Genomic DNA, 15,225 nt, shown 5'->3' with positions numbered 1-15,225 from the left:
TTCGTAATAATGAACCTCTAGAATAGTCATACCTTAAAATTTAGATCAAGACTTTTCTTTCAGAAGATGAAGGAATATGTAACGATTCACGATATTTTGCGACCGTTCGTCGAGCCACCTCGATCCCTTCATCTTTCAACATCTCAGCAATTGCATTATCCGACAAAGGCTTACGTGGATTTTCATTCGACACCAGTTTTTTAATCATGGCACGGATCGCTGTCGATGAAGCTTCACCACCCGTTGTTGTACCCACATGACTGGAAAAGAAATATTTCAACTCAAATAAACCACGTGGTGTGAGCATATATTTATTGGTCGTAACGCGGGATACCGTTGATTCGTGTAACTCAACTTCTTCGGCAACATCACGGAGTACCAAGGGTTTCATCGCTTCTGGCCCTTGCTCCAAGAAAGCGCGTTGATGTTCAACAATACAAGTTGCCACTTTTAATAAAGTCTTATGTCGCTCATCAATACTCTTGATAAAATTCTTCGCTTCCAACATTTGATTACGCAAATAAACGTTATCATCACTTTGATCAGCACGACGAATCATACCTGAATAAAAAGAATTGATACGTAGCTTAGGCATGACATCTGGATTGAGCTGAACTTGCCAATGCTGATCTTTTTTCCCCACCACAACATCTGGAACTTGGTACTCAGATTCTTGTTGATTAAATTCCAAACCAGGGTAAGGTTTTAAAGTTTTTAACAAATCAACAGCACTTTTTAATTGTTCTTTAGATAACCCTGTTTGCTTTAACAACTTATTCAAATCATTCGAAATCAACAACTCATAATACTTCAGTAAATTCCTAGCCTCTGCAAGATAAGGAACTTTTTCATTAAAGCTTTCAAGTTGGATTTTTAAACATTCCGCTAAGTTTCTTGAACCCACACCAACAGGATCTAAACGCTGAATATGTTTTAAAACCACAATCACTTCATCTTGCTCAACCTCTTCCTCGCTCTCCATCTCCTGTAAGAGACGTGAAACTGCAAGTAAAATATCATCCAACTCTGCATCTAGGAATCCTTTATCATCCAGAGAGTCTACGATGCAATATGCAATCAACTTATCTACAGTCGAAAAATGCAAAAGATTGACTTGATCTAAAATATGCTCTTTGAGGCTCAGTTGTATCTGACGGTTATCCTCTCGCTCTTCGTACTCTGGCGAAGCCAGTGCAGTCGATTGATGGGTATAAATATCATCCCATTCAGTATCAACTGGTAAATCATTTGGAAGATGATCCGCATTCAGTTCAGTAGTTAAATCACCTGTCTCTTTTGCTTCTAGAGTTGAAAGACTTTCGGTTGTGCCTAAATCTTCGATTTTTTCCAATAAAGGATTACTATCCAATTGAATTTGAATTTCTTGTTCTAGTTCTAAACTTGAGAGCTGTAGAAGACGTATGGCCTGCTGCAATTGAGGAGTTAACGATAAACTGTTCGCAACTTTCAATCCAACAGATAATTTCATAGTCTTTCCTTTTATTAAAATAAGCAAAAAACATGCCTATAAAAATATTTATAACATAAAGCAATGTTTCCGCATACAAGGAAAATACGTTTCGACTGACTTATCTGTTCAAAAAACTAGCATACGTCTAATTTTTCGATTGATTCTCCACGAGCCATTTAATTCCGCGCAATAAAAAACACCCCAACCTCTCTCGAGATTGGGGTGTTTAGATTTAAAAGCTGGCGATGACTTACTCTCACATGGCAAGTGCCACACTACCATCAGCGCTAAGAGGTTTCACTTCTGAGTTCGGGAAGGGATCAGGTGGTTCACTCTTGCTATTGTCGCCAGCAAACTGTTTTGGTTTTGGGTGGTCTTACGTTTTTTGCCACTTAGTACCGAAAGAGTTATTAACGGATTAGTTAATTGAGTCGGTATTGTAACTAGATTTCACACTAAATCAAGTTATGTATTGAATTTATCTTGAATACAACAACTGTTTGGGTGTTGTATAGTCAAGCCTCACGAGCAATTAGTATTGGTCAGCTTCACACGTCACCGTGCTTCCACACCCAACCTATCAACGTCCTAGTCTCGAACGGCTCTTTAGAGGAATAAATTCCTAGGGAAATCTTATCTTGAGGTAGGCTTCCCGCTTAGATGCTTTCAGCGGTTATCCCTTCCGAACATAGCTACCCGGCGATGCGACTGGCGTCACAACCGGTACACCAGAGGTTCGTCCACTCTGGTCCTCTCGTACTAGGAGCAGATCCTCTCAAATTTCCAGCGCCCACGGTAGATAGGGACCGAACTGTCTCACGACGTTCTAAACCCAGCTCGCGTACCTCTTTAAATGGCGAACAGCCATACCCTTGGGACCTGCTTCAGCCCCAGGATGAGATGAGCCGACATCGAGGTGCCAAACACCGCCGTCGATATGAACTCTTGGGCGGTATCAGCCTGTTATCCCCAGAGTACCTTTTATCCGTTGAGCGATGGCCCTTCCATACAGAACCACCGGATCACTAAGACCTACTTTCGTACCTGCTCGACTTGTGGGTCTCGCAGTTAAGCGCGCTTTTGCCTTTATACTCTACGCGTGATTTCCGACCACGCTGAGCGCACCTTCGTACTCCTCCGTTACTCTTTAGGAGGAGACCGCCCCAGTCAAACTACCCACCAGACATGGTCCTCGCCCCGGATTACGGGGCAGAGTTAGAACCTCAACATTACCAGGGTGGTATTTCAAGGACGGCTCCATTGGAACTAGCGTTCCAACTTCAAAGCCTCCCACCTATCCTACACAAGTAAGGTCAAAGTTCAATGTCAAGCTGCAGTAAAGGTTCACGGGGTCTTTCCGTCTAGCCGCGGGTACACTGCATCTTCACAGCGATTTCGATTTCACTGAGCCTCTGCTGGAGACAGCGCCGCCATCATTATGCCATTCGTGCAGGTCGGAACTTACCCGACAAGGAATTTCGCTACCTTAGGACCGTTATAGTTACGGCCGCCGTTTACTGGGGCTTCGATCAAGAGCTTCGCTTACGCTAACCCCATCAATTAACCTTCCAGCACCGGGCAGGCATCACACCCTATACGTCCACTTTCGTGTTTGCAGAGTGCTATGTTTTTAATAAACAGTTGCAGCGGCCTGGTTTCTGTGGCTGCCAATAGCTCAGGGAGCAAGTCCCATCACCGTCAGCAGCGTACCTTCTCCCGAAGTTACGGTACCATTTTGCCTAGTTCCTTCAGCAGAGTTCTCTCAAGCGCTTTGGTCTACTCGACCTGACCACCTGTGTCGGTTTCGGGTACGATTCCTGTGTAACTGAAGCTTAGAGACTTTTCCTGGAAGCATGGTATCAGCCACTTCACTGTACAAGTACAGCTTGCTATCAGTTCTCAGCATAGAGTACCCCGGATTTGCCTAAGATACATGCCTACAACCTTCCACCTGGACAACCAACGCCAGGCTGACTTAACCTTCTCCGTCCTCTCATCGCATTACACAGAAGTATTGGAATATTAACCAATTTCCCATCGACTACGCCTCTCGGCCTCGCCTTAGGGGTCGACTCACCCAGCCCCGATTAACGTTGGACTGGAACCCTTGGTCTTTCAGCGAACGGGTTTTTCACCCGTTTTGTCGTTACTCACGTCAGCATTCGCACTTCTGATACCTCCAGCATACTTCTCAATACACCTTCATCGGCTTACAGAACGCTCCCCTACCACTTGACTAATGTCAAATCCGCAGCTTCGGCACATAGTTTTAGCCCCGTTACATCTTCCGCGCAGGCCGACTCGACTAGTGAGCTATTACGCTTTCTTTAAAGGGTGGCTGCTTCTAAGCCAACCTCCTAGCTGTCTATGCCTTCCCACATCGTTTCCCACTTAACTATGATTTTGGGGCCTTAGCTGGCGGTCTGGATTGTTTTCCTCTTGACTACGGACGTTAGCACCCGCAGTCTGTCTCCCGGATAGTACTCATTGGTATTCGGAGTTTGCATCGGTTTGGTAAGTCGGGATGACCCCCTAGCCGAAACAGTGCTCTACCCCCAATGGTATTCGTCCGAGGCGCTACCTAAATAGCTTTCGGGGAGAACCAGCTATCACCAGGCTTGATTAGCCTTTCACCCCTATCCACAAGTCATCCCCTGGCTTTTCAACGACAGTGGGTTCGGTCCTCCAGTTAGTGTTACCCAACCTTCAACCTGCTCATGGATAGATCGCCTGGTTTCGGGTCTATACCCAGCAACTAAACGCCCTATTAAGACTCGATTTCTCTACGGCTCCCCTATGCGGTTAACCTTGCTACTGAATATAAGTCGCTGACCCATTATACAAAAGGTACGCAGTCACCGAACAAGTCGGCTCCCACTGCTTGTATGCATGCGGTTTCAGGATCTATTTCACTCCCCTCACAGGGGTTCTTTTCGCCTTTCCCTCACGGTACTGGTTCACTATCGGTCAGTCAGGAGTATTTAGCCTTGGAGGATGGTCCCCCCATATTCAGACAAGGTTTCACGTGCCTCGCCCTACTCGTCATCATTGTGTGTGCCCTTTCGTGTACGGGAATATCACCCTCTACGTTCGCACTTCCCAGAGCGTTCCACTAGAACACACACAACTTAATGGGCTGCTCCCCGTTCGCTCGCCGCTACTAAGGGAATCTCAATTGATTTCTTTTCCTAAGGGTACTGAGATGTTTCACTTCCCCTCGTTCGCTTCATAAGCCTATGTATTCAGCTTATGATACCCGCCTTATAGCGGGTGGGTTCCCCCATTCAGAAATCTCCGGATCAAAGGATATTTGCCGCCTCCCCGGAGCTTTTCGCAGGCTATCACGTCTTTCATCGCCTCTGACTGCCAAGGCATCCACCACATGCACTTAATTACTTGACTATACAACCCCAAACAGTCGTTAACACATACAAGTGAGTGTTATCGTTGCAAACTTAATTGCTACTGGTTTGTTGTCTGTGAACTTAATCACCATACAGCTTCAATCTAAATTCATATACCAAAACGCTTGATTCAGTGTTTTTGCTAGTTCTCAATTTCATTCTTTCGAATGAATTGAGTGAACAATTTATTTCAGACTCAATTTTCTAATCTGTTAATGATTAACTACCACCTCGTCGGTGAGTAGTAAACTGTGATAAATCACAGAAGTTAATAAACTAAGATCTTTCGATCTTCTTATTTATTAATTTCTATAAGCTATCTTGGAATTTAACTTTCGTTTTCTACATTACTTCGTAATGTATGGTGGAGACTAGGAGAGTCGAACTCCTGACCTCCTGCGTGCAAAGCAGGCGCTCTACCAACTAAGCTAAGTCCCCAGCTTATCATTTAATGAACGACATATCTTTCAATCTAAGCTACTGCAATCAGATTTGGTGGGTCTGACAAGACTTGAACTTGTGACCCCACGCTTATCAAGCGTGTGCTCTAACCAACTGAGCTACAGACCCTCAGATACATCTTCGAAGAACAACTTGTTGTGGATTCTTACCGATCGTCAATCTTTCGTTAAGGAGGTGATCCAGCCGCAGGTTCCCCTACGGCTACCTTGTTACGACTTCACCCCAGTCATCGGCCACACCGTGGTAAGCGTCCTCCTTGCGGTTAGACTACCTACTTCTGGTGCAACAAACTCCCATGGTGTGACGGGCGGTGTGTACAAGGCCCGGGAACGTATTCACCGCGGCATTCTGATCCGCGATTACTAGCGATTCCGACTTCATGGAGTCGAGTTGCAGACTCCAATCCGGACTACGATCGGCTTTTTGAGATTAGCATCCTATCGCTAGGTAGCAACCCTTTGTACCGACCATTGTAGCACGTGTGTAGCCCTGGTCGTAAGGGCCATGATGACTTGACGTCGTCCCCGCCTTCCTCCAGTTTGTCACTGGCAGTATCCTTAAAGTTCCCGGCTTAACCCGCTGGCAAATAAGGAAAAGGGTTGCGCTCGTTGCGGGACTTAACCCAACATCTCACGACACGAGCTGACGACAGCCATGCAGCACCTGTATGTAAGTTCCCGAAGGCACCAATCCATCTCTGGAAAGTTCTTACTATGTCAAGACCAGGTAAGGTTCTTCGCGTTGCATCGAATTAAACCACATGCTCCACCGCTTGTGCGGGCCCCCGTCAATTCATTTGAGTTTTAGTCTTGCGACCGTACTCCCCAGGCGGTCTACTTATCGCGTTAGCTGCGCCACTAAAGCCTCAAAGGCCCCAACGGCTAGTAGACATCGTTTACGGCATGGACTACCAGGGTATCTAATCCTGTTTGCTCCCCATGCTTTCGTACCTCAGCGTCAGTATTAGGCCAGATGGCTGCCTTCGCCATCGGTATTCCTCCAGATCTCTACGCATTTCACCGCTACACCTGGAATTCTACCATCCTCTCCCATACTCTAGCTTCCCAGTATCGAATGCAATTCCCAAGTTAAGCTCGGGGATTTCACATCCGACTTAAAAAGCCGCCTACGCACGCTTTACGCCCAGTAAATCCGATTAACGCTCGCACCCTCTGTATTACCGCGGCTGCTGGCACAGAGTTAGCCGGTGCTTATTCTGCGAGTAACGTCCACTCATCCTAGGTATTAACTAGAAGAGCCTCCTCCTCGCTTAAAGTGCTTTACAACCAAAAGGCCTTCTTCACACACGCGGCATGGCTGGATCAGGCTTCCGCCCATTGTCCAATATTCCCCACTGCTGCCTCCCGTAGGAGTCTGGGCCGTGTCTCAGTCCCAGTGTGGCGGATCATCCTCTCAGACCCGCTACAGATCGTCGCCTTGGTAGGCCTTTACCCCACCAACTAGCTAATCCGACTTAGGCTCATCATTTAGCGCAAGGTCCGAAGATCCCCTGCTTTCTCCCGTAGGACGTATGCGGTATTAGCATTCCTTTCGGAATGTTGTCCCCCACTAAATGGCAGATTCCTAAGCATTACTCACCCGTCCGCCGCTAGGTTAGGTAGCAAGCTACCCTTCCCCGCTCGACTTGCATGTGTTAAGCCTGCCGCCAGCGTTCAATCTGAGCCATGATCAAACTCTTCAGTTTAAAATCATTAGTAGCTTATGGCTACAAATCTTGGCTCATCAATTTTCTGACTAAAAATTCGCTCAAATAAACTTCGAGAAATTTCTACCATTCAATCAATGAAATATTTTCGATCGATCAATCAGTAAAAATCCACACAAGTTGTTCTTCTATTCTCTTAATGATCTTCTCGATGATTCGTCATCATCAAGCTAGGTCGGCTATATTACTCTAAATTTCTTCAAAGTCAACAGGTAATTTAGATATTTAGCAAACTTATCAATCAAACCAAGAATCTAACCTCTCTAGCCAAATCCTTGTTTCTCAACAAGTTTTTATCTGCATCACCGCCGATGGATGTGCATTCTACAGCATTTCAGGGCAGACACAACCCCATTTTTCAATCTTTTTACTCAAGTGAACATTTTTAAACCAAATTCACAATTTTCCTTATATTTTTCGACCGAATTTGTTTTAATAATAGAAGAACAACTAAACTATATGCTCATCTTTATGCTTTGCGTTCAGTGACGCACTCATTTTAATGGCTGTATTATTTCGCTCTAACAGCGATTAAGGACTTATATGCATTACTCAAATTTTATCTTGCTTGGGTTGTTAACTGCTGGAGCATGTTCATCAGTATTCGCACAAGAGACTCCTAGCGACTCAGCCAATCAAACAAATGCTGTAGGAACCCAAGTCACTACAGAACAAAAGACGTCAACCATTCAAGCCATTAAAGATTTAAAGCATCTCACTAAGAATGACCTAAAAGTTAACGCCAATGCAGCACAACCCGATTCTGTTAAAGATCCTCTGCAACCATTGAACCGTCAAATCTATGCATTCAATGATATGTTAGATCGTAACTTATTAAAGCCAGTTGCGATTCAATATGTTGCTAAAGTTCCAGAACCTGTACGTAGCCCATATCGCCAGTTTCGTAAAAACTTAGGTGAGCCATGGAATGCAGTAAACCAGTTAATTCAAGGTCGACCTACTCGCGCCGCAAAAAGTTTAGGTCGTTTTACTGTAAATACATTAACAACTTTAGGTTTTGCTGATCCCGCACGTCGTTTAGGTTTAAACACTGAAGAAGAAAGCTTCGGTGTAACATTAGGTTATTATGGTGTTCCATCTGGTCCTTATGTGATGCTGCCTTTCTTTGGCCCGAGTACTTTCCGTGATGGTTTTGGTTTAGCCGCAGATAGTTTCGGTCGCCCACAAAAATACTTATTAGATGATCAAGATGGTATTTACTGGTCTACTAATGTATTGCAAGCCATTGATGCACGCTCTCAGATTCTTGATATTGAAGAAAGCTTAAAAGGCGACAAATACGCAATGATTCGTGATTTTTATTTACAGCGTAAATCTTTCCAAATTGCAGAAAAACGCGGTGATTCAAATGATATATCCTTCATTGGCGATGCAGATGATGTTGATGATGCGTCTTCTGACGATAAATGATTAAACTAAAATCTAAAATAATGTTTTACAAATTAATGTATTGCCAGAGAATTTAAACTCTGGCAATACTATGTATAAGGTCATCTTTCATCTGTGATGAATTTTAAATGACCATACAAAGGATTGGCTATTCATCTATGTATTTCATACAACCCACGCGTTCCGTACCTTGTTTAGATCAAGCTTTAACTGAGTTACCAAGTTTGCAGATCATTCAAATTGACGATTTGGATTTGTATGATCAAACCATCATTGCGATTGCCGATGTACAGGACTTTTTAAAGTATCAGTGGAAACTTCCAACAATTGTGCTTGCATTTGAACATGAGGGTACAGCGTTAGCGCAAGCATGGGAACAAGGTGCATTAGCAGGTTGGATTTGGGATAGTCTGCCAAAAAATCCAATTCATTCTTTGTTTAAAATAGATGCTCAATACAAACGTAATCAAGATAGCCGAGATCTACCTTCTGCTGCCGAGTTACAAAAGCGTCTTTTACCAAATCCAATCGAGTTACCGAACTATCAATTTGAATCCCTTTTTCAGCCATCTGCCTATTTATCTGGCGACTGGTATGATTACTGGCGTTTAAATGATGAAGAAGTATTGTTCTATCTAGCTGATGTTTCAGGACATGGTGTCACCAGCAGTTTATTAACCTCATGGATGGCAGCCTTTCATGGCCGATCCAAAACACCAAGTCAATTGATTCAAAAACTGAATGCAATGTTGGTGCAAGAGAATATTGAAAAACACATTACCATGGTTGCTGGGATCTTAAATTTAGTCACTCATGAAGTGCGTTGGTCAAGTGCAGGACATTACCCTCCCCCCATTATTTTTGAACCGAATCAACCACCTCAAATTTTAACGACGAGTAGTTTTCCACTCGGCCTAACTGAAGAGCTTGAAGTCGAAGAGCACCACTGTAAATTAAGTCGTCATGCGCGGTTCATTTTATGTTCTGATGGCGCCCTAGAGCCCTTCGATGGTGGTCTGAATGATCAGTTTAACCAATTGGTCGAACACCTTAAAAATGACTCATTCAAAGCCCCTGAACACGTAGCAGATGACATTGCAATTTTGAGCATATGTCGAATGAATTAATTTTAAAATCAATACTTTAATCAAATCACACTTCTCTACCACTTGTGTCTCTAATATCACTATGGGATAATTTGATATCCTTTCTCTGAAAATGGCATTTATATGTCAACAGGTCATGTTGAATATGCAAGTTTGAACGGAACGCATATTTTCAAGCTTATTGGCGAAGTGCGTGCTCACTCTTGTATAAGTCTAGACAAACTACTCAACAGAATTGAACAACAGCAAAATGTTGTTGGCGCAATTGTTGATTTAACTGAAACCACATTTATCGACAGTACTGTTTTAGGCATACTGGCAAAATTAGGTTTAAAGCTTAAGCAAGTTCATCACATACAAGCAGTTATGCTCTCGACAAATCCAGATATTACTACCTTGGCCAACAGTATGGGGCTAGGGCAAGTTTTTGTGATTTTAAATTACTGCGGTGACCCAAATGTATGCACATTAGAGCTTACAGATGAACATGTCACACACAGTGCTATGCTTAACACAGTGCTCGACGCACACAAAACGCTAATGCGTTTAAATGAAAACAACCAGAATATGTTTGAACCGCTGGTGAAGCAATTGCAAAAAGAACAAGATTGCATGAACCTTGATTCACAAAAACAAAACGCTTGATCTTTGAACTCAGTATCGTGATCTCCTTATGACCTTACTTTCTGTTGCGCAAATGAATTCTCAAAATGATATCGAAGCAAACTTCGATGTCATTGAGTTATTAATGCAACAGAGTAAGGCTCAGGGTGCTGATTTAATCGTTTTTCCTGAGAATTTTGTTTGCTTTGCAGCAGGGAAACAACGCGAAACTGCTGCAAAATTCGAAATGATTCAAGCACGTTTAGAACAATTGGCACATCGTTACCAAATCTGGATTGTTGCAGGTACACTCCCATGCCCTTTCCGTCCAGATGGTTCAATCATTTCTGATGGTCGTGTGCGAACGGTAAGTCTTTGCATTAGTCCAGAAAGAACTGAAGCACGCTACGACAAAATCCACTTGTTTGATGTACAAGTCGGTGATGCTGTAGGGGGTTATCAAGAATCAAAATTCTTTGAACCAGGTGATCAAGTGACCGTGGCCAAAACACCTTTTGGCAATATCGGCCTCATGGTTTGCTATGACTTACGCTTTCCTGAACTTGCCCTGAGCTTACGTCAACAAGGTGCAGATATCCTTACTGCTCCTGCGGCTTTTACTTACACCACAGGTCAGCTCCACTGGCAGTTATTGCTACAAGCACGGGCCATGGACAGCCAGTGCTATGTCTTAGGTGCTGCGCAGCAAGGTTGGCACGGCGAACAGCGTCAAACTTGGGGACATGCTGGCATAGCTAATAGTCGTGGACAACTGCTGCAAAGTATCGATACAGATGGATATGGTTTAATTAGCAGTGAATTTGAGCTTGAGGCGCAAAATAAGCTTCGTCTTGCAATGCCGTTAATGCAGCATCGTAAAATTATTACCTACTAATCTCCTTCTCCATCTTTACACCAATTTAAACACACTACTGTACAAAATATAGACACACAAGGTCAATCTGACTGCAATGGTCAACTTTTATAAATGTTCAGTACATAGAATCATGATTTAATACATATTATTGATCATAGTCGAACAAGCTCAAACGATTTTAGACTATGAATGATGTAACATTATCCGTTAATTCTTATTAAGCTTTATTCATGTTTAGATTTATTCTGATTTTCTTTGTTTTGGGGACAGCTGTACAACTTCACGCGACATCTGTGGATGTAGATAGTGATGAATCAACTCAATCATCTCGTGTTCTATCCACGCCACAAAATTTATCGCTGAATGCTTTTGGGCAATGGATTATTGGTTGGGGAACAGGTGCTGAAGGTGCAAGACAAAGATTAGATAATATCCAACGCGAGGACGTTGTGGTCATCAAACAAAAAGGTACCACCTTAGAAATGGTCAAAGCGTGGCAACAACATTTTGAACTCGAAGCTCAAAATAATCTGAGTAATCCAACCGCGCGCTACCGAGCACGTTTGATGAAGAAAATTGCTGAACTTTGGTAAACTGGAGTTCAACACCTGCTCTTCAAAAGTATAAGTCCAGTTTCAGCTTGGACTTCTTCATTAGAATTGGTCAGTAAATTACTTAATCAATTAAACAGACCACGATATACTCATACTATTCAATTATTATTTGAGAACTGCATGGGCGAAGAACATCCACAACTGTTATTAGATAATCAGTTATGTTTTCTGATTTATTCGACCAATCTTGCTTTGAATCAAGTTTATCGCCAATTACTCACCCCACTTGGCTTAACCTATCCACAATATCTGGTGATGTTGGTGTTATGGGAAAAAGATCAGCTCACGGTTTCAGATATTGGTGAACGGTTATTTCTAGAATCATCTACACTCACGCCATTACTTAAAAAACTTGAAGCAGCTGGCTTAATTACTCGTCAACGTTCAAATAAAGATGAACGACAAGTGATTATTACCCTGACCACACAAGGCCAAGCTTTACAATTGCAAGCGATTGATATTCCAAATCAATTGGCTCAGGCTGCATCCTGCTCATCAACAGCATTATTGACATTAAAAGATCAACTTTCTGAACTTCGTGCCAACCTAAACAAATAAGTTTAAAATTTACACAACAGTAACTTGTTTTTTTATTTATATCGTGTACGATTTAATTGTATTCAATATTATTTAGGAACAATAATCATGTCTCTAGAACAAGTCGTTTATCGTGCAAAAGCAAAAGCAACAGGTGGTCGTGATGGGCGTGCAACCTCATCTGACGGTGTTTTAGATGTGCAATTAGGCGTGCCTAAAGAAATGGGCGGTGCTGGTGGTGCAGTCACTAATCCAGAGCAACTGTTTGCTGCTGGTTATTCTGCATGTTTCTTAGGTGCAATGAAGTTCGTTGCAAACCGCGATAAATTCAAGATTAGCAAAGATGCCTATGTTGAAGGTGAAGTCGGCATTGGTCCTATTCCGAATGGCTTTGGTATCGAAGTAACACTGAATGTTTATTTAGTTGGAATGGAACAAGCTGAAGCAGAGCAATTGGTTGCTGCTGCACATATTGTTTGCCCTTATTCAAATGCAACGCGTAACAATATCGACGTTACGTTCAATATCGTGACGACAGCATAATTCTAATACTCAAAAAAAACAGCATGGTTAAACCATGCTGTTTTTTTTAAATGAAAAGCTTACTCTTCCGCAGCTTCATTGGTCACACGCAACACTTCTTCCAATGTGGTTTTTCCAGCTAATACTTTTAACAGACCATCATCACGGATTGAAGCTGCATGACGACGGGCATGATTTTCCAGCTCATACTCAGCAGCATTACCATGAATCAAACGGCGCATAGATTCATCGACTGGCACAATTTCATAAATTGCCGTACGTCCACTAAAGCCAACATGTGAACATTTTTCACAGCCATGTGGTTCAGGCAACTCCATATGCTCATCAACCTTGAGATGCTGAAATACTTGGCGTTCAAAGTCATCTGCTTTTCGCCATGTCACACAATGCGGGCACAAAGTACGCACCAAACGCTGTGCAATCACACCAATCAAGGAACTCGCCAATAAGAATGGCTCGATGCCCATATCTTTTAATCGCGTCACCGCACCAATCGCGGTATTGGTATGCAATGTGGATAGCACCAAGTGACCCGTTAAAGAAGCCTGTACGGCAATTTCCGCAGTTTCCAAGTCACGAATCTCTCCGACCATCACCACATCAGGATCTTGACGTAACATCGCCTTGAGTGCACGCGCAAAGGTCATATCTACTTTGGTATTGACCTGAGTTTGTCCAATACCCTCCAATTGATATTCGATTGGATCTTCAGCGGTCAAAATATTGCGGGTATTGTCATTCAGATCAGATAAAGCAGCATATAAGGTTGTGGTCTTACCCGAACCAGTTGGGCCTGTCACCAAAATAATGCCATGAGGTCGATGAACCAGTTGCGTTAAACGATCATAATCATTTTGCATCAAGCCTAAATGAGTCATGTTCAAACGCCCCGCTTGCTTGTCCAGCAAACGCATTACTACACGTTCGCCATGCGAAGATGGCAATGTCGAAACACGAACATCCACTTCACGTCCAGCAAGACGCAATGAGATACGGCCATCCTGAGGAACACGCTTTTCCGCAATATCCAGTTTCGCCATGACTTTGATACGCGACACCAATAATGGCGCCAATTCACGACGTGGCTGGACAATTTCACGCAGCTGACCATCGACACGCAAACGTACTGAAAGCTTTTTCTCAAACGCTTCAATATGAATATCTGAAGCACTCACACGAATCGCTTCGGACAATAAAGCATTGATTAGACGAACAATCGGCGCATCATCTTCTTGATCCATTAAGTCTTCAGCTTCAGGCACTTGATCCGCTAAACTCAATAAATCGGGATGATCTTCCAAGCCTGCCGCAACTTGTTGTGACTCACCTGTATCCCCTGCATAGCTCGAACTGAGTAAGGCATGAAATTCTTGATCGGTACACAATTGATCGTGAGCAGATTTCCCCAAAATTCGACGAGCTTCCTGCAAAGCAATACGCGCGGTGTCCTTGCGTCGTACAATAAAAACTTGATCGCCTTCATAACGTAACAAAACGCCATGTCGTTTAGCAAAACTATAAGGAATTTGTATTTGTTTAAGTATTTGCATCACACAAATAATGATAAGAGAAAGTATTGAGTGTACTCTAAGCAGATTACAGCGTGAAGTCTGTTTAGCATACTCACAAAGGAATTTTGCATCTTGTCTCAAAATAATCAATACCAAGCTCCCCAGTCCGATACTTTGAAATGGTGGGGCGAACAACAATTCGAAATTCAACAGGCCAAAGCTTGGCAATTCGGTTCATTGCTCTTTCGTCTGACTCGCGGCATCAAAGAATGGCGTTTGGAATATCATCGTCCTCAATTTCAGTATGACTACGAGCAGCAGTGGCGAATATTAAATGATATCGAATTTGCCATGCCGCCTCCTGCTAAAATCGAACGCTATATGTTCCACAAGACCAATAGCAGCTTTCATTTGATGCCACGCTTGGCTGATCGTTCCGTGGTGATTCGACCTGTTGACCCGATTTATATTCCTGCGGGCCAGCGTGGAACCTTATATATCAGTACCCCCTTGTGGATTGCGGGTTTGGTTGACGGTCTTTCTGAACCGCTATTTGATATTCCCGTGATTCAACCGAAAGATACTTGGTTTGGTAAAGACCCACAAAATGGTGAGATTTGCTACGCAACCTCTGTAGATGGTCGTATCGATTTGAATCTACTCAAACCGCGTGCTTTCCGTGCGGTGACCCCGATTGAGTTTCACAACACCAGCCATCATCAATTGCGTTTTGATCGCATGAATGTACCAGTTCCTGCACTGCCATTATTTTATAGCGAAAGTACAGGACGCTTATGGACTTCTCAAATCAAAGTCTATTATGAAGGTACTGATCATCCAGCACGTATTCGTATTGAAAATAAGACCCCAACTCAAGCGGGTGAAGTCACCTATGTGCATCCCCCTCGTGCACCAGGCAGTACTTTATTTAATATGTTTGATTCATTTTTTTAAGGGGTCG

10 protein-coding genes, 2 tRNA genes and 3 rRNA genes are annotated in these 15,225 nt (G+C 43.2%); 8 read left to right on the top strand and 7 right to left on the bottom strand.

Going from position 1 to position 15,225, the window contains the following annotated elements; translation table 11 throughout:
- Positions 1 to 40: 40 nt before the first annotated feature.
- The 6 genes from NDN11_RS03330 to NDN11_RS03305 all read right to left on the bottom strand — a co-directional run bounded on the left by NDN11_RS03330 (position 41) and on the right by NDN11_RS03305 (position 7,042).
- A complete protein-coding gene (locus NDN11_RS03330) occupies positions 41 to 1,489 on the bottom strand; it encodes an RNA polymerase factor sigma-54 (RefSeq protein WP_251110762.1) in 1,449 nt (482 codons plus the stop codon).
- 219 nt (positions 1,490 to 1,708) lie between these two features.
- Positions 1,709 to 1,823 (bottom strand): 5S ribosomal RNA (rrf, locus tag NDN11_RS03325).
- A 159-nt stretch (positions 1,824 to 1,982) separates the two neighbouring features.
- Positions 1,983 to 4,873 (bottom strand): 23S ribosomal RNA (locus tag NDN11_RS03320).
- 364 nt (positions 4,874 to 5,237) lie between these two features.
- Positions 5,238 to 5,313, bottom strand: a tRNA-Ala gene (locus NDN11_RS03315).
- 55 nt (positions 5,314 to 5,368) lie between these two features.
- Positions 5,369 to 5,445 (bottom strand) — tRNA-Ile (locus NDN11_RS03310).
- A 59-nt stretch (positions 5,446 to 5,504) separates the two neighbouring features.
- A 16S ribosomal RNA gene (locus tag NDN11_RS03305) occupies positions 5,505 to 7,042 on the bottom strand.
- Together the 16S, 23S and 5S rRNA genes with 2 tRNA genes alongside form the textbook arrangement of a ribosomal RNA operon.
- Positions 7,043 to 7,606: 564 nt before the next feature.
- Between NDN11_RS03305 and NDN11_RS03300 the strand changes: the two genes are divergently transcribed.
- The 7 genes from NDN11_RS03300 to NDN11_RS03270 all read left to right on the top strand — a co-directional run bounded on the left by NDN11_RS03300 (position 7,607) and on the right by NDN11_RS03270 (position 12,753).
- Positions 7,607 to 8,494 (top strand): MlaA family lipoprotein, encoded by an 888-nt coding sequence (locus NDN11_RS03300; protein ID WP_167251131.1) that lies wholly within the window; start codon positions 7,607 to 7,609, stop codon positions 8,492 to 8,494.
- Between the two features lie 137 nt (positions 8,495 to 8,631).
- Positions 8,632 to 9,600: an RsbU family protein phosphatase GigA gene (gene gigA / locus NDN11_RS03295; RefSeq protein ID WP_005184685.1), complete on the top strand. Its 969-nt coding sequence runs from the start codon at positions 8,632 to 8,634 to the stop codon at positions 9,598 to 9,600.
- Positions 9,601 to 9,702: 102 nt separating this feature from the next.
- Positions 9,703 to 10,224 carry an anti-anti-sigma factor GigB gene (gigB, locus tag NDN11_RS03290; RefSeq protein ID WP_167251133.1) on the top strand — a complete coding sequence of 174 codons (522 nt, stop codon included), beginning with the start codon at positions 9,703 to 9,705 and terminating at the stop codon, positions 10,222 to 10,224.
- A gap of 28 nt (positions 10,225 to 10,252) precedes the next feature.
- Positions 10,253 to 11,077, top strand: a complete 825-nt coding sequence (locus tag NDN11_RS03285; RefSeq protein ID WP_251110761.1) for a carbon-nitrogen hydrolase family protein — start codon at positions 10,253 to 10,255, stop codon at positions 11,075 to 11,077.
- A 212-nt stretch (positions 11,078 to 11,289) separates the two neighbouring features.
- A complete protein-coding gene (locus NDN11_RS03280) occupies positions 11,290 to 11,652 on the top strand; it encodes a DUF4951 domain-containing protein (protein ID WP_167251137.1) in 363 nt (120 codons plus the stop codon).
- A gap of 141 nt (positions 11,653 to 11,793) precedes the next feature.
- Positions 11,794 to 12,231, top strand: coding sequence for a MarR family winged helix-turn-helix transcriptional regulator (locus NDN11_RS03275; protein ID WP_167251139.1), 438 nt, complete (start codon positions 11,794 to 11,796; stop codon positions 12,229 to 12,231).
- 87 nt (positions 12,232 to 12,318) lie between these two features.
- On the top strand, positions 12,319 to 12,753 hold the full coding sequence (locus NDN11_RS03270) for an organic hydroperoxide resistance protein (RefSeq protein ID WP_251110760.1): 435 nt from the start codon (positions 12,319 to 12,321) through the stop codon (positions 12,751 to 12,753).
- Between the two features lie 59 nt (positions 12,754 to 12,812).
- Here NDN11_RS03270 and gspE read toward each other — a convergent pair whose 3' ends face one another.
- A complete protein-coding gene (gene gspE, locus NDN11_RS03265) occupies positions 12,813 to 14,303 on the bottom strand; it encodes a type II secretion system ATPase GspE (protein WP_167251141.1) in 1,491 nt (496 codons plus the stop codon).
- Positions 14,304 to 14,396: 93 nt separating this feature from the next.
- Here gspE and NDN11_RS03260 point away from each other — a divergent pair, with 93 nt between their 5' ends.
- Entirely contained in the window at positions 14,397 to 15,218 is an 822-nt protein-coding gene (locus tag NDN11_RS03260) for a DUF432 domain-containing protein (RefSeq protein WP_251110759.1), read from the top strand.
- Positions 15,219 to 15,225: the final 7 nt, after the last annotated feature.

Origin of the sequence: Acinetobacter sp. C26M (assembly GCF_023702675.1) — a bacterium.
In the GTDB taxonomy this organism is placed as follows: domain Bacteria; phylum Pseudomonadota; class Gammaproteobacteria; order Pseudomonadales; family Moraxellaceae; genus Acinetobacter.
Note: the sequence above shows the minus strand (reverse complement) of the source record. Positions and strands in the feature narration are given on the sequence as shown.